The sequence below is a fragment of the Poseidonocella sedimentorum genome (genome assembly GCF_900116005.1).
In the GTDB taxonomy this organism is placed as follows: Bacteria; Pseudomonadota; Alphaproteobacteria; order Rhodobacterales; family Rhodobacteraceae; genus Poseidonocella; species Poseidonocella sedimentorum.
This window is the reverse complement of sequence record NZ_FOYI01000006.1, coordinates 1-18,554: the sequence shown is the minus strand read 5'-3', so window position 1 is coordinate 18,554 and position 18,554 is coordinate 1. Positions and strand designations below refer to the sequence as shown.

The following is an 18,554-nucleotide window of genomic DNA, read 5'->3' as shown; positions in this document are numbered from 1 at the left end:
CCAGACGCGATTTCACAGCAATGCGAGAAGTGATTCGGCCGCGGTTTCCGCAGGGTCAAGCGCGCCGGGATCTCGCAACCCTTGCGCCGCCTCCGCGACCCGCTGGCGCATCGCCTCATCGCCGAGGCAGCGCCGGATCAGCGCGACCACCTCCTCCGCGCCGTAGCGCCCGCCGAGCCCCAGCCCGAGCCGCGATCTGGCGAGGGTCCGGGTGAAGAGCATCTGTTCGACATGACCGGGCAGGCCCACCTGCGGAATACCGTGTGAAAGCATCAGGCTGCTCAATCCGTTGCTGCCATGCGAGACCCCGAGATCGCAGCTTTCGAGCAGGGGGTCGAGCCGCACCGGCGCATCGAACACCTGCACCGAGCGCGCCCGGAGGCGCTTGGCGTCGCCGGGCGGAATTCCCGGGGCGGAGAGGATGATATCGGACTCCGGTCCCAGATGGTCCAGCGCGCCGAAACCCGCGCCCGCGCTCGGCGATCCCGGCCGCAGATAGGCGAAGATGCGCGGCCGGCCATTGCCCCGCCACGCCGCCGCCTGCCCCGTGCCCGTGGTCGCCAGCGCCCCGAGGTAGCGCGCCGGTTCGGCCTCGATCTCTCCGCGCGGGGCGTAGTGATCGGCAAGCTCCCACGTCATGAGCAGCGACAGATCGGGGCGAAACACCTCCGACAGCCGCGGCAAGGCCGGCTCGCCCAGCCGCGCCCGGGCGGCGTTCACCACCTCCAGAACCTGCGCATGCTGGGCCGCGGCGAGGCGCTCCGCCTCCGGGGTTCCGCGATCGAACGCGGGCATCGGATCGGCAACTGGCGGGTTGTCATAGCCCGAGCCGAGCACGACGCGGGGGATCCCCTGCCCAAGGCCGGCAAGCATCGCCGTCGGCGCGGCCTGCGCCACGATCGCGGCAGGGCGCAGCAGATCCACCAGACCGCGCCAGGCTTCGACGCGCGCGGCAAGCCCTTCGGGCGCGTCCCAGCCTTCGGTCAGCAGCAGCCCCGAGTAATTCGCCCCGCCGGCCTCGCCCTTGGTCAGACGGCGCGTCGGCCCGTAGGGCGCGGGCAACAGATGGATATCCGCGCCCGGCGCCATGGCGCGGATCGCCTGCGGATCGCGCGCCGCGACCCAGACGTCAGCGCGCCCGCGCAGGGCGGCGGCCACCTGGGTGATCTTTGTCGCGTGACCGAAATTGGCCCCCAACTCCCAGGCAAACAGGATCCGGGGGACCATCGCGTCACTCGGTTTGCGGGGTGTGGGCATAGGGCGCGGGGCGGATCTGGAACCGGATTTCGGGCGTCTTGAAGCCAAGGATCTTGGGCCGCGTTATCCCGGGCAGGAAGGCCACGTCGTAAAGCTCCTGCACCACGCCGGTGATCTCCAGCGTGTGCTCGATATCGCCGGTCTTGAGGTTCACCACGGCGATCATGGATTTGGGCTCGAGCCCCTCCGCCTCCAGCCGCGCATCGACCTGAAGCTCGCGGAAGGTCTCTTCCTTGCGCGGGCGCGAGACCCCGATAATCGCGTGATCGCCGACGAAAGTGACCCCGCGCACGAAGCCGGGCAGGAAGCACAGCGGCTCGAACTTGCCCGTCGCGCGGTCAATCCGTCCGAATTCGCCAAGGCCCGATTGCAGCACGTAGAGCTCGCCGCCGTAGAGCCGCGGCGAATGGGGCATGCTGAGCCCCTCGGCCACAGTCTCGCCGGTGCGTACGTCGATCACGATCCCGCCTGATTGCCGGTGATCGCGCCAGGTGCCGCCGACGTTGGTCCGGGCCACGCAGGTCGCATAGGCCGGCACCCCGTCCTCCATGGTGAAGCCGTTGAGATGGCAGCGATCTTCCGCGGCGAGACGGTCCACGAAGGGCGGCATCCAGACCGGCTTGAATGAATGGACCCGGTCCAGCGTCGCGAGGCAGTTGAACCGCGTGGCCACGAAGGCGGGATGGGCGCTGTCGGGACTGCCGTGAATGTCGTGGATGTCGATATCGCCCGTGGTGCGCCCCTCGACGGGGACGAAAACCGCGTCATAGCCATCGTTCGTACGGGCCCCGGGATCGAGGAAATTCTCGATCCGCCAGAGCTGGTAGAGCGACGACATCCACAGCGTCGTCCGCCCCTCGCGCTGCTCCACGCCGAGGCCCATGCAGCGGGGAAAGGAACGCTCGTAAATCGACAACCGCCCGGTTTTCGGCTGCACACCGATCATGAAAAGCTTGCCGACCTGATAGGTGGAAAAGGCCAAAGAGCCCCCGACCGATGCCAGCCATGGCGCGAATGTTCGCGATGACTTGATGTCGAATTTCCGCGCCTGCGTCTCTGCTGCGGCCTCCTCGCCGGAAGCCTCCCCCACGATGCCCTGTTCGTCGCTCACCGTCATCTCCAAATCTGTGATATCAAAATCTGTGCAATCAACGGGCGCGAGCCTGACCAGAAATTTCCGTCAAGTCAACGACGCAGCGCCTGCTCTGTGACGGGGGGCATGGGTGAAGCAGAGCGTCGCGGCAGGCACCTCGCCTCGCGACTGAAGGCGCTTTTCTCCCTTGGAAACGTCCCAAAGCGCCGCGCCATGTGGATTCGCCTTCTGTCCGATAATTGCCATGCCTTTCGCTCTGGGCTACGCTTCCATACAACCTCAACGTAGACGGATTTTCAGTCAATTGACGGACAGCGCACAAGACCAGTCGCCGCAGCCCGCCCGCCCAGTCGGACAGGGCGATGAGAGCCCGCAGGATGGCATCGCCCTACCCGCCCATGTCGCGGGATCGGGCTCGCTTGATCGGCTGGTAGACACCGCCCGCGATTACGCCCGCGCTGCGGCATCCGAGAACACGCTCAAGGCCTACACCAAGGACTGGGCCCATTTCGGGCGCTGGTGCCGGGTGAAGGGGGCCGAGCCGCTGCCCCCCTCGCCGGAGCTGATCGGGCTCTACATCGCGGATCTCGCTTCAGGCGCGGGCGGTGCCCCTGCCCTGTCGGTCAGTACGATTGACCGGCGTCTCTCGGGCCTTGCCTGGACCTATGCGCAGCGCGGCGTCCCCTTCGATCGCAAGGATCGCCACATCGCGACGGTGCTGGCCGGGATCAAGCGCCGGCACGCGCGCCCGCCGGTGCAGAAGGAGGCGATCCTGGCCGAGGACATCCTCGCGATGGTGGCCACGCTGCCCTTTGATCTGCGCGGGCTGCGGGATCGGGCGATCCTGCTGATCGGCTACGCTGGCGGCCTGCGCCGGTCCGAGATCGTCGGTCTTGATGTGCACAAGGACGACACGCCGGGAAGCGGCGGCTGGATCGAGATCCTCGACGAGGGCGCGCTGCTGACGCTCAACGCCAAGACCGGTTGGCGCGAGGTCGAGATTGGGCGCGGCTCCACCGATCAGACCTGCCCGGTGCATGCGCTGGAGCAATGGTTGCATTTCGCCAAGATCGACTTCGGCCCGGTCTTTGTCGGCACGTCGCGGAACGGAAAGCGCGCGCTGGAGACGCGGCTCAATGACAAGCACGTGGCGCGGCTCATCAAGCGCACGGTGCTCGATGCGGGCATCCGTTCGGAGCTTCCCGAAAAAGACCGGCTTGCCCTGTTTTCCGGCCATTCCCTGCGGGCGGGTCTGGCCAGCTCCGCCGAGGTCGACGAACGCTATGTCCAGAAGCAGCTCGGGCACGCCTCCGCTGAGATGACCCGCCGCTATCAGCGCCGCCGCGACCGGTTCCGCGTCAACCTGACCAAGGCCGCCGGTCTCTGAGCGGCCGCAACCGGACCGGAGCACTGCGGCGCCGCCACGGTCGGGCGGCGCCGGCTTCATCGGCGGCTCAGGCCCAGGGGGTCACGAGGTATTTCTCGCCCGTGCGCATCTCGCGATAGTCCAGCACGGCCTCCTTGGTGAGCATCTCCTCCAGCGTGACGCGCGTCTTGTACTGGCTGGCGAAGGTCGTCGTGAGGTTGTCGCGCACGCGCTGGCGCATCCGGCCCATCGTCTCCCGCCCGACCGACTGGAGGAACGGGGACAGCAGCCAGCCCGAGAGCGTCCAGCCGAACCCGTAGCGGGCGGTCAGGATCGTGGGGCTGGTGTCAAGGCGGCCGTAGATGAACATGCGTTTCATCTGGTTCGAGCCATAGCGCGAGTACTCGCTCATCTGCTCGGCGGCGACGCGCTCCATTGCCAGGAAGGACGTATCGACAAGCGAGCCTCCCCCGACCGGATCGAAGCCGTAGAACGCCCCGGTTTCCCGAACGGCGCCGGTCAGCTGGTCGATGAAATCAGCGTCCGAGGAATTGACCACATGGGTAGCGCCGAGCCCCTTGAGTGCGTCGACCTGATCGCTCTTGCGAACGATGTTCACAAGGCCCATCCCGTCCTCCTGACAGATGCGGGTGAGCATCTGGCCGAGGTTCGACGCGCCGACCGTGTGCAGGATGGCGCTCTGTCCGTCGCGCTTGGCATTCTCGACAAACCCAAGCGCGGTCATCGGGTTGACGAAGGCGCTGGCCCCCTCTTCGGCGGAGTGATCGCCGAGCGGAAGGCACATGGCGGCATCGGCGATGCAGTACTGGCTCAAGGCGCCGCCCGGCAGGCAGGAGACCCGCTGGCCCATCAGCGCCTGTGCCGCCTCGCCCTCGCCGGCGGCGATCACCGTGCCCGCGCCTTCATTGCCGGCGGGCAGTTTCAGCCCGTGACGCGTCGCCGAGGCGGCGTTGGCCTGCGCCGGCATCCCGGCGACGAACTTGCCCGGCGTGTACTCCGCGTTCTCGACATCCGCGCCGCCCACGAGGATGGCAAGATCGGAGGGGTTGATCGGCGCCGCCTCCATTCTCACCAAGACCTGGTTCCCGGTAGGGTCCGGGAAGGACACCTCTTCGATCTCGACGGTCAGCGTGCCGCCTGCGTCCAATGTGGTGAAGAGCTGTTTTCCAATGGTGGCCATGGTCGGTCATCCTTTCCTCGAGTTCACGTTGCCGCGACAGATAAACCGCGCGGGCCCGATGTCACACCGCCGATACGTGCCGCGGGGCCGATCGCGGTCACGTCTCGGTGATGATGCGGGCGGCGGCGCGGCAATCGGGAACCCGATCCGGCCTGCGGGGTTGGCCCTCCGACGCAACGAGGAGCCGACATGATCACGCTGCACGCCCTGAAATATTCCCGCGCGACCCGTGTGTTGTGGTTGCTGGCCGATCTCGGTCAGCCCTGCAACCGCATCGACTATGACCGCACCGAGAGCTTTCGCGCCCCTGAGGCGTTGCAGCGGGTTCACCCCTTGGGGAAATCCCCGGTGATCGAGGACGATAGCGAGAAAATCGCCGAGTCGGCGACGATCTTGCGGTATCTTGCGCATAAATACGGCGACGACAGCCACACCCCGCCCCGCGGCACGGCCGAATTCTGGCAGCATGAAGCGCTGCTGGACTACGTAGAGTCGTCCCTGGCCGGGGTGGCGCTGCAGGCCATCCTGCCCGCCTTCGCGGGCGAGCCGGTGCCGCAGGAAGCGCGCGGCGCGCTAGACCGTCATCTCAACTACATCGCGCAAGCCATTGGCGACGGGCCCCTTTTCTTCGGAGCGCGCGCGATGCTGGCGGATATCCAGCTGTCCTACCTCATTGCCTTCCTCGCGCGGCTCGACCTTTTGGCCGACCACCCGAGGATCGCGGCCTACTGGGACGCCCTGCAACAGCAGCCCGGCTACATCGCCGCCACCCAAACCGCGGGCCCGATGGCCCCGCCAACCTGACACGAAAAGGACATCCCATGACCAAGACCATTCTCATCGCCGGCGCTACCGGCAAGACCGGCCGCATCCTCGCCCGTACCCTCGTGGATCAAGGGCACAGCGTCACCGCCCTCGTCCGCGACGGCTCGGACACCAGCGTTCTGCCGGAGGAGACGCACCTCCGCCAGGCGGACCTGACCGACCTGAAACCGGGCGCCTGCGACGGCGCGGAGGTGGTGATCTTCGCGGCCGGATCCGGCGGCTCGACCGGCCCCGAGATGACCGACAAAGTCGACCGCGACGGCGCGATGCGGCTCGTCGATCTGGCCCGCGACGCCGGGGCCGAACGGTTCGTCATGCTCAGCTCAGTCGGCGCCGATCAGTCCGATCCCTCCGGCGCAATGGCGCATTACCTGAAGGCCAAGCATGACGCCGACGAGCACCTCAAGGCCTCCGGCCTGACCTACGCCATCCTGCGCCCGGTGGCCCTGACCGACGATGGGCGCAGCGAGGATGTCGTGCTTGGCGATGACGTGGACACCTCCGCCGAAGCCAGCCGCGCCGACGTGGCCCGGGTCTTGGCGACCGCCGCGACCACCGGCGAATTCGACGGCAAGGCGCTGCTGATGCAGTCCGCCTGACCCGGCAGGGACACCACGTCTGGCCCACCGCCCCTGTGGCGCGGTGGGCAGCACTCCCGAGCCTCTGGTGTTACTGGTTCGGAGCCCGACCTTGAATTGCCCGGTTTTTGCCCCCCGCAATTGATCTGCGACCGAGTGACCTATCCAAAGGATCGCCCTTGGGCCTGCGGGAAACCCCTAGACAAAAACCTTACTGTTCGCGCTAGAGTTGAGCTACAGTGTCAAGACACCGCCGTAGAACACGGCCTCTGTTGGTGGCTGTTGCGAGTGCCGAAGTGAAAATGGGATCGAAAAATCTCATAGCTGTTCGGATAGGATGTTTAAGTTGGCAGTCACAGGGACCACTCAACAGAGGTTGTCTGATAGCCTGTCGGCGGTCATTGAAAAGCTGCGTACCCGCTTCGCCATTATTGCCCTTCTGATCGTCGTTCCACTTTCGCTCGCCATGCTCTGGATGGCGGTGGAGGAACGGCGCGAAACCCTGAACGGGCAGATCGAAATCGCGCAGAGCTTGGCGGAGAACCTTGTCGAGGCGCAACAAGACCTGCTCACACACACCCGCACGCTCCTGATGCAGATCGCGCTGTCGCCCGCGGCGCGCGCGCCCTCTTCTCCCGACTGCAGCGCCTATCTGGCCGCATTGCTTCCATTGGAGCCAAGATACGTCAATTTCGGCGTGCCGCGCAGTGACGGCACGCTATTGTGCAATGCTCTGCCGCTTTCGCGCGCGGTGAACGTGGCGGATCGCCCCTACATCCGCCGCGCGCTGGAGGCGCAAGAGTTCAGCGTGGGGACCTTTCAGCTCGATCGCGCGGTGCAGAAAGTCACCGTCAATTTCGCCTACCCCGTCTATGACGAAACGCAGGGCGCTGCACCCGTTGGCGCCGCTGTCGCGGTTGTCTCGCTCGACTGGTGGAGCGACGCACTCGCCGCGGCAGATTTGCCCGAGGGCAGCATCGCGTATATTGTTGATTCAGACTACATTTTATTGGCGCACTTCCCGCCCCGGCCTGGCCTGATCGGCACGGAGAAACGCGAAGGCGGCCTCGACCGTCCCGGAGACCTGCCCGAGGGCGCGCGCGCGCGGCGCGATCCCGATGGCGCGCGGCGTGTCTACGACAAACGGGCGCTGTTCTCGGCGGGCGGGGTCGACATGGTCAGCATGACGATTGGCATTCCAATCGACGCGGCGCTCAGCGCGGCCAACACCCGCAACCTCAACCGCTTCGCGCTTCTGGTACTCGGCCTGCTCGGATCATGGGTCTTTGCCTCGCTGCAATTCCGCCGGCTGATCCTGCAGCCCCTGAGCGTGGCGCAGGCCGAGCTCGAATCCATCGGAACCGACCCCCGCGCTGACCAGAACCACCCGGAGAGGCCCGACGGGGATGCCTCGGACATGGTCCGTTTCACCGAAGGTGTCCGCGAAATATGGCACCGGGGCCAGATCGCCGAAGACGCCGAAAGACGCACCTCGCGACAGATGTCGGCGCTCCTGTCGGCGCTGCCGGACCTGTTTTTCCACCTCGATCGCGAGGGGCGGGTCATCGACTTCAAATCCGGGAACAAAGGCGATCTGCTGAAGCCTCCCGAGTGTTTCCTCGGAAAACGCATATCCAGTGTCATTCCCGAGACAACGGGCGAGGAATTCGAGCACCGCCTGCAAGTGGCGCAGGACAGCCAGACCATCTCCACCTGGGATTACCAAATGGAGGTCGGAGGCGCCGAAAAGGTTTTCGAGGCGCGCATCTGTCCCGTTGTGGACGCCGATGAATTCCTGCTGGTCATCCGCGATATATCCTTTCGCAAACGCGAGGAGCGCAAGCGACAGGCGGCGGAAGGGCAGTTGCGAGAAGTTCTGCGGAATATCGACGGGGCGGCCATCACGTACACCATTCCGGCGGGACAAGATGCGCCCGGCCCGGACGATACCGTGCGGTTTTTGAACAAGGAAGGGTGCTTCCGGATCTGGGGTATCGATGCAGAGGTCGCCGAAGCGGATATCATGGCGTTGTGGAACCAGATGCCCGAAGGCGCGGAGCGCGACGAGGTCATAAGGAGCATCTCGGCGGCGACGCGCGACTTGCATCCCTGGCACGCGATCCTGCCCTTCGTAACACCGCAGGGACAGCGCATCTGGGTCGAGGAGCGCGGGCTTCCCAAACGGCAAGAAGATGGGTCGACCCAATTCTTCTGTCTGGCCGTGAACGTGACCGAGCAGGTCGAAAAGGAACGCGAGCTTGAACATCAGAAAGAGGTGAACAACCGCGTGCAAAAACAGCAAAGCCTCGGCCAACTCACCGGCGGCATTGCCCATGACTTCAACAACCTGCTCGCGGTCATCATGGGAAACCTTGAGCTTCTGCGCGACGACCTCGCCGATCCCGAGCAGATCGACATGGTCGATGCGGGGATCAATGCCACCAAGCGCGGCGCGGATCTGACGCGGAGCATGCTTGCCTTCGCAAAGGAGGCGCGGCTGGAGCCGCAGCCCATTAACCTGAACACGCTGGTCAGCGAGACGCGCAAATGGGCGGGGCGGACGCTGCCGGAAACGATCGAGATCGAGACCTCGCTTTCGGCCGGGCTCTGGACGATCGAAGCGGATCCCGCCTCCACCGAATCCGCCCTGCTGAACTTGATCCTGAACGCGCGGGACGCGATGCCCGAGGGGGGCAAACTGACCATCGAGACGGCGAATATTCGGATCGATGAGCCCTATATCGACGCGCGCGACGTGGAGCTTTCCCCCGGCCGGTACACGATCCTTGCGGTATCGGATACGGGCCACGGGATCGCCGCCGAAAAGCTGTCGCATATCTTCGAGCCCTTCTTCACCACAAAGGCGCCCGGCGCGGGGTCCGGGCTAGGTCTGGCAATGATTCAAGGGTTTATCGAGCAATCGGGCGGCACGGCGCAGGTCTATTCCGAGCCCGGACACGGCACCACGTTCAAATTGTATTTCCCGGCGACATGTCGGGACGCCGGCGAGGTTGCGAGCCGGCAACCGACAGAGCCGGACGTGCCGCACGGGGATTTCAACATCCTGCTTGTCGAGGACGAAGACGATGTTCGCAGGGTCCTTGCCAGCTTGCTGGAAAAAGCCGGCTACCGCGTCACCCCGGCGATGAGGATGACGGCGAAACCGTAGTATCATAACTGTCTATAACTGTTGTGTCGACTATATATCGAACTGCCTACTACATCTTGCCGATCGTGCAGACGGCTCGTGGATTTGTGGAGACAACTCCGCCCTGATGGACACGACTTGGTTGTCAAATGGTCATCCGAACGGGTCCCTTGGTCAAGTTTCGATGGTCGTTTCAACTTCAGTCAGGGAAAGCAGATGAATGCGCAAAATCAATCACTTCCGATTCGGCGCCAGGAATCCATAAACATTTTCAACAACTTGCCGGACGCGATCTCCAGAATGAAAGCATATGCCTGCGCAGAAACCAAAAACCTGCACAGCATCAGCGGCTTAGCTGGTGCGGGCATCCGGGCGCCAGCATCCAGGCATAAAAGAACCCGCGCCGAAGCGCAGGTTTCTTGAAGACTGAATTATCCTGAAGGGTCAGGTGCCGATGGCAGCCCGGAACGGCTTGTCCCGCCGGAACATCCTCTCGTAGCTGTCATGCGTGAACGGCGTCGCTAGCTGGTTCATTCCGGTTTTCTCGCACCAGGTCGACACGAAATCCGACCGCTCTACCACCCCTTCCCTCCTGGCAACGGCAAGCGCCACGGCATCGACAACGATGTCGATGACCAGGCCCCACCTGAATGCGCCGGCAGTCGCGAGGCGGTGCAGGAAATCTCCCGTCGGCAGGCTCGCATCTACATCGAGCCCCGCGCTGATCGCGTAGCTGCCAACGATCTCGTTGAGCGTTTCGTAGTCCTGTGCCGGATGCCCGGGCGCACTGCTCAGATCGATTTCCAGGAACTCGATCCTGGTCATCAGTCGATCGAGCTGTGGCTCGCGCTGCACGTAGTCACCCAGTTCCGGCACGCCCGAGAGGATTAGCATTAGCGGCCAGTCGTGTGACTTCATGAGCGTCTTGAACGCATCCAGGACGCTCAGAACCTCGGCATCCGACTTTCCGCGTATGATATGCTGGGCCTCGTCGTAGTAGATCCCGATGACGCCCTGGAGCTTGGCCTGCTTGATGACCAGATCCCAGATCTCAAACTGGGTCCGGCGCGTCTTGTTCGTAATGGGATAGCCCAAGGCGTGAAGCGTCTTGCGGCCAAGATCCTTCCAGGACCCTTTCGCCTCAAGCACGCAGCTTGCAAACCGCGCATCCTTGCCGTCCGGCAAGAGAACGGCGGTCTCGTTGAAGCGGTTCAGCATGTCCGAGATCTCGGCGGTCTTGCCAGAACCAGACAGCCCCGTCACAAGGAGGCTACGTGCCTCGAAGCCCTTCCCGGACCGCAGACGCCCCAAGTGGCGACTGAAGAGCTGCGCGAAGGTCTGCTGAAGTTCCTCGCCCCTGGCGAGCGGGAAATGCCGCTGCGCCAGGTCCGCATTCAGGTTTGCCAACGAGGGAATGATGAAGGGGTTGATCACAGTTTGCTATCCTTGATGGGGCCGAAGGTCATGGTCTTTATGTCGTCAGGGTCTGGCGCCGAAGTTGCCCCCGTCTCTGGGGGCCCATCCTCCTGTGCAGCGGACCGCGGCGACGATGTACTTGCCCTGGGAGGCGTCGAAGCGGATGGCGGTTTAGACGGAGCCGTACCGGCCGGGCGTGCCGGCACCACACCCGACGTGCGGCCCCTGTTCATGAGGTGCCCGGGGGCGGCAGTCGCACCGACATAGGCGGCAGGTCGCGTTTCTACCTGGAGCAGTTCGCTCGCGCGAGCCTCGAGCTGCGCGAGTGTCTGGTAGCTCGACGGATCGCGTGAATCCGGGAAGAAACGGGAGTCGCGTGCGCGACGCGCGCGAGCTTCTCTCAACTGCCGGTCATGCAGCTCACGCAGCGTCGGGTTGGATCTCGACGCTGCCTCCATGATCTCAATGGCCTCCTCGAGCGATTGGTCTTTGAAGACAGTCATGCTCAGCTCTGCCTCCATGACCTCCTCCACTCCCTCGGCGGTGACATAGACCTTGCGGAGGTCATCGGGGTCGAGATGAACCGTAACCCGCTTGGACTTGCCATCATCGAAGCGCACGAGCTGGCTCGAATTGAAGGGGATATTGAAAGCCCGAACGCCATCTGAAGTCGTGGTCGCAATGACTTTTGCACCAAGATGGAGACACCTGTCACGCTGGGAGGGCGCCTCGATAGAGCCATATAGCTTCTGCGCCTCTTCTCGCTTCTGGCGTGGGGTCGCCCCGTTCATCCCGGTGCCGCGATGCGGTCGGAAGGGATACTCGTCGATGAAGTACCGCGTGATGATGCCGTAAAGCTGATCATGGCTGAGCTTGGCAGAATTCTTCGGGTCGTACCCGGTCAACTCTCCAGGACGACTGCCCGTGTACCCCGGCAGGGTATTGAGCACCTGCCACTGCAGTGTCCCGAACACCCGTTCGACCACTTGCTTATCGAGGGGCTGGTAGGCACGCGCAGTCATGACGCTCATGCCCATACCAAGTTGGCTGGCATAGACATGGGCATTTCGAGTGGCGGTACCATTGTCGGCTAGGCTGAGGCCGAGCCGCACGGGAGGCACTGGCTCCTGCTTGCATCCGTAGCGGACCTTTTCCTTAGTCTTGTCCCGCGTCGCCATCCGAAGCAGCGCTTTGGTATGGTCGGCGTCTGCTGTCTCGGAGATAACCCAACCAAGCACCTCGCGGGTGGCGACGTCGATGATCAGGTGAAGCCAGCAGCGTCGGACCTCGTTGTCCGCGAGCTCTTGTGGTGCCTGCTTGGGATCGATCACCTTCGCTCTGACGACGCCGTCGCCGGAGGTGAAGATCGAAAGCAGGCACTGATCGGTTTCGAACTTCTCACCGAACGCCAGGGCGCGCACGTCCGTTGAACCGGGCCCCTTTACGTTCGTCGCGTGCCGCTTTCCACCCCGACCGATAACGCGCACGACTTCCGAGATGGCCCTGATCCTGTTTCGGATCGTCGTGATCGTCGGAAAGCTGATACATTGCGCGATCTCCTGGGGAGAGCGGTGAAACTCCTCCTTCGCCTGAGCGTAGAGTTCGGCCAGCTTCGGCTTCTGTGGAACTAGCCAACAATCCAGCACGAAACTGATGAATCGCTCCTGCCAATCCCAGAGCCTGGGTTCCCGGCGTCCTTTCTTATGATCGCGGTCGGCCAGAACCACCGGGTTGCGATCAAAGCGATGATAGACATCATAATAGCTGGCAAAAGTACGCCCCTGAGGAACATCAAAACCGGCGGCCAGCTTGCCGCCCCGTCGAGTTCTGAGGAAATTGAAACCTGGTGCGATCCTGTCATCTCGCTCCAGTACAAGACGGCGATGCTTCCCGGCCTTATCCATGGAGCGCTGGGTGAGTTTTTCGCCCTCTTCACGTAGCGCGTCCTGGGCCAATACGAGGGCGAGACGGCCCTGCACGACACGCTGGGTCTCTTCCGGAAACTGCTCCACGCGTTCAATGCCGCCGGTGTACTCCAGAAGGGCATACCTCTTCTCTGCATCCGCTGGCTTGATCACCTCGCAATCCCGCTCCCGGATTGCATCGTCGACCAGTTCAACCGTCAGGCTGAAGCACTCACCGCTGTCGAGACACCGCACCGCATAGCCGCTCTCCTCGCGAACCGACACCATCAGTTCGCGACCATCCAGCTTCAGGACGGATCCTTTGGGGATGTTGTAGAGCGGCTGCGAGGTCATGCGTTCAGCGCGACCCGGGAGGGGTAATCAATGACCCCATGCATGTCCGTCCAGAGCACATTCTGGCCGATGAGCCGCATCGCCGCCTGGTAGCAGCGCCACGGCTCCATGTCGCAATTCGCGATCAGGTCGCTCAGATACCAATAGCTGGTATTGCGTGCGGCATCCTCGACGAGCGTATCCGCGTCATCGTCCGACACCTGCAGATAGTCCCAGATACGGCGCAGGTTGTCGCGATAGGCGCGCGTGTAGTCATCGGTGCAGACGACCATGCAGTCGTCAGCAAAGTCCTCGGTGACCGCGGCGAAGATGTCGCCGATCTCGTCCTGGGTTTCGCGCTTCGCCAAGCTCGTCGCGTTGCGGACGAAAACCGCGCGTCGGTACCCATCCCTGAACGTCAACCGCAAGTCGAACCGATGGGTCCGCACCTTGCGCTTCTGCCGACAGTAGAAGCTGAGTGGAGGAAGCTGCACCTCCAGTCCATAGACCTCAGGGCTGCGAAGGGCATCCAGAGTGACGGCGTATTCGGACTCGCCATCAATATGGTAAACCTGTCGGATGCCGCCCGTCATCGGCGTTGCGAGAGCTGTCGACACCCGCTTGACCGTGTCGCTGCGCGTCAGGGGATTGCGGTCACCTGCATATGGCAGAACCCCGTGGATCGGCGCCACCATCAGGGCTGCCTGTTTCTTTTTGGGTGCCGGTTGGTCCTGCAACCAATCTTCGTAGTTCGACATGCCTTCTCCGTTCCCGGAAACGAGGCGTTTCCGGGGTAGTCATCTTTTCATCCTGGAGCTCAGACCGCGCTTGCCCGGGCCGTTTTCGGCCTCTAGCGTGGCAAGTGATACACGGGCGATCTTTGCCCCAACTTCCAGGCGCGCACCCGAGGGTGCGCGTTTTCTTTTGCGCAGGACGTGGCCCTCATGGACCGCCGACCTGCACAAGGGAAAGGTCCGCGAATCCGCTGAAAATCCAAAACAGAAAAATGCGCTCGGCCTTGAAGGCTCTCGCCAAGATGGAGTCAACACACTGAAAATGCGAAAAAATTTACTCTGAATTTTCTTCGGATGACCACTTCGGGAGCCATCGGCGTCACGTTCCCGGGGCCGGCGCGACGATGGCGGACATGTTCTCGCAAGGTGATGATCAGGACATCGCGAGAAAAAAGTTGCCACGCTCCCTGCGGGCGATCAGCCATGGCGCAATTTCGGTAGCGGCCAGATCTCGCTTTGGTTGCAAGCCATGCCGCCGTCGACGCTGCCGCAACAAGTCGCACAGGACGGACGAACCTATGAGCGAGGAAAATCCGGAGGTTTGAAGATCGGGCAGTTTGTACCCATGGCGGCAACAAACTCGCTTGGGGGTAAACCCGACGCCCTATACGTTTCGTGCGAAGTGACCTGACGGGCCGCGGAGACCGTAAGATGCAGCCGTTCGCCAGGCACGAATTACGATGGATTGCTGGATGTTGACGACGCAGATCGCGGCGTACAGGGCGGTTTCCGGACATTCTCTGCACCTGCGAACTCAACCTTCCCAGATCATGGAAGCGGACACTCCGCCAGGATAACGCGGCGGAACCCCTGGTGACATACGGGAAGGGCAGGAAACGACCTTCGCTGCGGGCCACTCTAAGGTCGGATAAACGGGACACATTGGCACGACCTGTTGCTTGTAGACTATCCAAATTCAGTCAGGCAGAACTGGTTCATGAAAATCGGTCACGCTCAAAAAGAGGTGGTCGCGGGATTTCGGACCAGGTGCTAAGCTGCACCGCCGATCGAGAGCTTGGATGCCAATTCATTTACGCACGTTCGAGCGGCGCTCGACGCTTCAACCGCGCGCTACAGTCGCCAAAGCAAGGCATGTGGCTGATAAAACCAACTTTCTGATATTGCGTCAGAGGTCTGCCTGCAGATCGGCGACCGCCTCCTAATCCTCTCCGCGTTGTCTCGACGACAGGCCCCTTCACGCGCCTTCACCTCTCCTTTGAAAAAGCTTGTCGCGCGCCCTTGGTGATGCAACGATATATTTATCTACCCCTTATAGAATTCAATGCTGATGTTTCAGGATCTCCTTCGCCGATTTGCTGCGCCGTCCCGTCACCGGGAGCATCGCGCTTTCTTGCCGCTGGCTAGTCTCTTGGCCATTTTCGGAAGTGATCTGGCGGCACAGGCCTGCGAAACGGTCCGCCCTTATGGGCCTGCCCCACACACGGCCGAGGATTATCCGCTCCCTCTCAGCGCGCGGATCAACTTGCGGCGCCTGATGAAACGAGAGATGCATGCAATCGGGCGCTACAATGACGCGGCCACCGTGGACGACGGGGTTTTCCACACGCTGCTAAGGTCAGAAATCATGCGCCTGCAGCGCGAACGTGATGAGGATCCCACTGGCTGCATCACCTGGGAGCTCGTGACCTTGCTCGACAACAAAGGTCGCACCCCGCCACCCGAATCCGTTGCGGCTTTCAAATGACCGGCAACCCTGACCATCCGGTCGCGGCCCCGGGGAAATTGCCGGCAACCGGTGCCGTGGACTCTAAGAAAGAGGGTGAAGGCGCAGATGATACTCCGAAGAACGAAACGCCCATCCCCGTCTGCACCTTTTGCGGCACGTCGATGCCTAATAAAGCACGCCTCTGCCCCAATTGCGATCGCTGGCAATTCTCCGGCGGCTGGCTCATCTCCCAGATCAGTCTCGGCGACATCGCCCTTTACGGCTCCATCGTCGTCGTATTGTGGTCAAGTTTCAATATCGCCCTGACCGGGAAAAAGGCTAAGTTTGACGCAACCCCGCTCAGTTGCTCAGCCTTTGCAGCCGATGTGTTTATTGGCAATACCGGCACCACCCGTGGCATCTTGCTGACCGCAACGGTCACGCCCGTCGGCGACGGCGCCGCGGGTAAGACTTACAGCGCCCAAATCGTTCACTCCGACGGCCAGAAACACTTATCACTTGCGCCAGAGGCCGACGGTGTGATCACCGTGTCACTAGCTGGCAGCGCCGACAGCGATCGTGGAGAATTCGCCGTCAGCTCTGCCGCACTGCCGAACTGCACCGTCACAATAGAACTCGAAGCGATTCATCGACCAAACGGCAGCACAATAAGCATTCCAATTCCAAAGGCATGTCCATGTTTCGACTTCAGAAAGGATTAGTCCCCGCGCTCATAATTTGCCTCGCTGGCATAGGTGTCCATGCCCAGCCCTTCGAAAAAAAGATTTGGGTCGGCAAGCACTTGCATGAAGTCGGCACGGACGAACTGGATCGCGCTGATGCGGTTGCGGATTATATTGATCTGCTGCTCGGAACTTACAAGGGCGGCCTGACCTTCGATGCAGGTTTGCAAGAATTTCTTGGCCACTACGACGTAGAAATCGACCCAAGCATCCTGACACGGGGAAGGGACCGCGAAGCTTTTTTCGTGGACAACAGCAGCGGTACGCTTTTCGTCGCCTCAGGACGTGGGGTCGGCCCCGCGGCCAGTTTCGCCTCCGGTCTCTACCTTGGCCCGCGGCGCCCGAGACTCGGTTTAGAGGCGGCTCGCGTGAAACTGCTGGCGGTTGAGACGAACTCCGCTGCCGAGATGTACTTCCAGTTGCTCTTGCATTATGCCCTGATAAAAGATGCCCTCAACCAAGGCATGGACCGTAAAGCCATCGTGACCCCTCTGATCTCGAAGGCAATCGACTTGCTTCCTCAGGCGGAGCCCGCGGAACCCGCCTTGGTGTCGGCGATCAAGCGCGAATTAAACACTCTGTTGGAACCGGCCCAATGAGCCTCCATCGCCGCCCGCGCGTCCGCGCCATGCTCACGGCGCTGTGCCTGGTTCTGCCTATCACCGCTCCTGCGCAGGAGGAGACGCCCGATCAGGTCGGGCTGGTCTTCCCTGCATTCTTCACGTCCGGCGAAGACGCCGCGCCAAGGTTAGGGCATGCTGTTGCCTTCGCGCTTAAGCTCACCGTGCAATCGCAGCTCGCAATGGCGGACCCCATTTCCGGCCAAGGGATGTATGGCCGGGGCATCACTTTCTACGTCCCCGCCGAAATGTCCGAACGCAGCCACGACGCCGCGGCCCGCCTGGCTCGGATCAATGGGCTGCAGGGCACCATTTGGGGCGTCGCAATGCCGCTCATTGACGGCATCGCGCTTCAGTCGTTTCTTACATTGACTGAACAGTTCGAGGACTACCGGGACAACCGGCAGGAGCTTTGGCGGACGGAGGTTGCCGGCCTGCCCTTCCAGCTTGGGCCACCGCAACAGACCGTCTCGTTTCTTTCGGAGACGGTGCCAAACGAGCTGGTTGCAAATTTCGGCGACCCCGCTGAAGTAGACTATTGCAATGCGCAGACCGGCTGCGTGCGCTTCCCGGACGCCCAGATCACACGCGTTCGCTCGGTGGCGGATGACGGCACCGCGATTATCAGGCGAGACCGCACTGATTACTCCGTGCAACTTCCCCCCTCGGGCATCTACACTTCCGAGGTCGTGGACTATGCCAACCTCTACATCTCTTATGCCCGCGGCAATCTGAATCAAGCAATCGTTTTGGCCGATCTCTATATCGAACGCCACGGCCCCTCCGGAACCACGATAGATGCACACCTATTCAAGGCCGCTGCCCTAGCTCGGACCGAACGGTTCGAAGAGGCGGATGCCGAGATTCGCGCTGCGCTTGAGTTGAACCCAATCGCCCGGCGCAGCCTGCGTTATGGCATCATGCTGGAACTTGTACGCGATCTCGGGCCAACAGAGCGATCAGAAGCACTCTTTGCTCAGCTCGAGGCTAATTACGTCCTCAGCGACGGGTTCGACGAGATTTACGCCAAGATTCGCTAGATTAGCTCAACCACCTGACGGGCAGGCAGATCTGATTGCGAATTGGTTTTGGACTTCGAGTCTATTGGGACGATAGTTTCGAGTGGGACATAGTTTCGAGATCCGACGGACGGTGGCCCAAGGTACTGCGTAGTGGAACGTGCCGCAATTGCTCGGTGTCGAAACGACCAGACCCAGTCGTTGCCGCAACGACAATGCTGCGCGGCATTCGAACGGCAGGAAAGCGCAAGCTGCACTGCAGAGGATGATGTCCCACGGCGTGGTGTAGCTCGTGACGGGCCTCGTGCTCACCGGCGGGCCGAGCTTGTCAGTCGCGCTGCGCTGCAGGCAGGCTGACCACGACATCATCGCAGACCGGAGCCAGCGTTTCCAGCGTCATGTACCGACCGCGCTGCACCGTCCATTCCTCGGTCTGTTCCATCAGGCTGGCGCCGACGAGGCGGCGTATGGATGCCTCGTTGGGAAAGATCCCGACCACGTCGGTGCGCCGCTTGATCTCGCCGTTCAGACGCTCGATTGGATTCGTGCTGTGCAGCTTCGTCCGGTGCTGCTGGGGAAAGGTCATGTAGG

The 18,554-nt window shown here is 62.5% G+C and carries 16 protein-coding genes; 9 read left to right on the top strand and 7 right to left on the bottom strand.

What is annotated here, in order from left to right; translation table 11 throughout:
- Positions 1-12: 12 nt before the first annotated feature.
- On the bottom strand, positions 13-1,227 hold the full coding sequence (locus BM353_RS09790; RefSeq protein ID WP_092080092.1) for a glycosyltransferase: 1,215 nt from the start codon (positions 1,225-1,227) through the stop codon (positions 13-15).
- 4 nt (positions 1,228-1,231) lie between these two features.
- Positions 1,232-2,374 carry a TIGR03032 family protein gene (locus tag BM353_RS09785; RefSeq protein WP_092080089.1) on the bottom strand — a complete coding sequence of 381 codons (1,143 nt, stop codon included), beginning with the start codon at positions 2,372-2,374 and terminating at the stop codon, positions 1,232-1,234.
- Between the two features lie 280 nt (positions 2,375-2,654).
- On the opposite strand from BM353_RS09785, the gene BM353_RS09780 reads away from it, so the two are divergent.
- Complete coding sequence (locus BM353_RS09780; RefSeq protein ID WP_425439407.1) at positions 2,655-3,737, top strand: tyrosine-type recombinase/integrase; 1,083 nt, start codon at positions 2,655-2,657, stop codon at positions 3,735-3,737.
- 67 nt (positions 3,738-3,804) lie between these two features.
- Here BM353_RS09780 and BM353_RS09775 read toward each other — a convergent pair whose 3' ends face one another.
- A complete protein-coding gene (locus BM353_RS09775) occupies positions 3,805-4,917 on the bottom strand; it encodes an alcohol dehydrogenase catalytic domain-containing protein (RefSeq protein WP_092080086.1) in 1,113 nt (370 codons plus the stop codon).
- Positions 4,918-5,106: 189 nt separating this feature from the next.
- Between BM353_RS09775 and BM353_RS09770 the strand changes: the two genes are divergently transcribed.
- The 4 genes from BM353_RS09770 to BM353_RS16625 all read left to right on the top strand — a co-directional run bounded on the left by BM353_RS09770 (position 5,107) and on the right by BM353_RS16625 (position 9,891).
- Positions 5,107-5,721 (top strand): glutathione S-transferase family protein, encoded by a 615-nt coding sequence (locus BM353_RS09770; RefSeq protein ID WP_092080083.1) that lies wholly within the window; start codon positions 5,107-5,109, stop codon positions 5,719-5,721.
- Positions 5,722-5,738: 17 nt separating this feature from the next.
- Positions 5,739-6,341: an SDR family oxidoreductase gene (locus tag BM353_RS09765; protein ID WP_092080080.1), complete on the top strand. Its 603-nt coding sequence runs from the start codon at positions 5,739-5,741 to the stop codon at positions 6,339-6,341.
- Positions 6,342-6,696: 355 nt separating this feature from the next.
- On the top strand, positions 6,697-9,489 hold the full coding sequence (locus tag BM353_RS09760; RefSeq protein WP_177220523.1) for an ATP-binding protein: 2,793 nt from the start codon (positions 6,697-6,699) through the stop codon (positions 9,487-9,489).
- A gap of 117 nt (positions 9,490-9,606) precedes the next feature.
- Positions 9,607-9,891 carry a hypothetical protein gene (locus BM353_RS16625; protein WP_143104143.1) on the top strand — a complete coding sequence of 95 codons (285 nt, stop codon included), beginning with the start codon at positions 9,607-9,609 and terminating at the stop codon, positions 9,889-9,891.
- Positions 9,892-9,912: 21 nt separating this feature from the next.
- Here the strand turns inward: BM353_RS16625 and BM353_RS09755 are convergent, their stop codons facing one another.
- The 3 genes from BM353_RS09755 to BM353_RS09745 are packed head-to-tail and all read right to left on the bottom strand — an operon-like array spanning position 9,913 to position 13,879.
- Entirely contained in the window at positions 9,913-10,902 is a 990-nt protein-coding gene (locus tag BM353_RS09755) for an ATP-binding protein (RefSeq protein WP_092080074.1), read from the bottom strand.
- The gene (locus BM353_RS09750) at positions 10,899-13,142 is read right to left on the bottom strand and encodes a Mu transposase C-terminal domain-containing protein (RefSeq protein ID WP_092080071.1); all 2,244 of its coding nucleotides are present in this window, start codon (positions 13,140-13,142) and stop codon (positions 10,899-10,901) included. The genes BM353_RS09755 and BM353_RS09750 overlap by 4 nt, the downstream gene beginning before the upstream one ends.
- Positions 13,139-13,879: a hypothetical protein gene (locus tag BM353_RS09745; protein ID WP_092080068.1), complete on the bottom strand. Its 741-nt coding sequence runs from the start codon at positions 13,877-13,879 to the stop codon at positions 13,139-13,141. Before BM353_RS09745 ends, BM353_RS09750 begins: the two co-directional genes overlap by 4 nt.
- A gap of 1,324 nt (positions 13,880-15,203) precedes the next feature.
- Between BM353_RS09745 and BM353_RS09740 the strand changes: the two genes are divergently transcribed.
- The 4 genes from BM353_RS09740 to BM353_RS09720 are packed head-to-tail and all read left to right on the top strand — an operon-like array spanning position 15,204 to position 17,984.
- On the top strand, positions 15,204-15,620 hold the full coding sequence (locus BM353_RS09740) for a hypothetical protein (RefSeq protein WP_143104142.1): 417 nt from the start codon (positions 15,204-15,206) through the stop codon (positions 15,618-15,620).
- Positions 15,617-16,303 (top strand): hypothetical protein, encoded by a 687-nt coding sequence (locus BM353_RS09735; protein WP_092080062.1) that lies wholly within the window; start codon positions 15,617-15,619, stop codon positions 16,301-16,303. Before BM353_RS09740 ends, BM353_RS09735 begins: the two co-directional genes overlap by 4 nt.
- Positions 16,279-16,923 carry a hypothetical protein gene (locus BM353_RS09725; protein WP_143104141.1) on the top strand — a complete coding sequence of 215 codons (645 nt, stop codon included), beginning with the start codon at positions 16,279-16,281 and terminating at the stop codon, positions 16,921-16,923. The genes BM353_RS09735 and BM353_RS09725 overlap by 25 nt, the downstream gene beginning before the upstream one ends.
- On the top strand, positions 16,920-17,984 hold the full coding sequence (locus tag BM353_RS09720; protein WP_143104140.1) for a hypothetical protein: 1,065 nt from the start codon (positions 16,920-16,922) through the stop codon (positions 17,982-17,984). The genes BM353_RS09725 and BM353_RS09720 overlap by 4 nt, the downstream gene beginning before the upstream one ends.
- A 307-nt stretch (positions 17,985-18,291) precedes the next feature.
- On the opposite strand, the gene BM353_RS09715 is transcribed toward BM353_RS09720, so the two are convergent.
- Positions 18,292-18,554, bottom strand: a 263-nt coding sequence (locus tag BM353_RS09715; RefSeq protein WP_177220522.1) for a transposase, incomplete at its 5' end; no start/stop codon positions are given.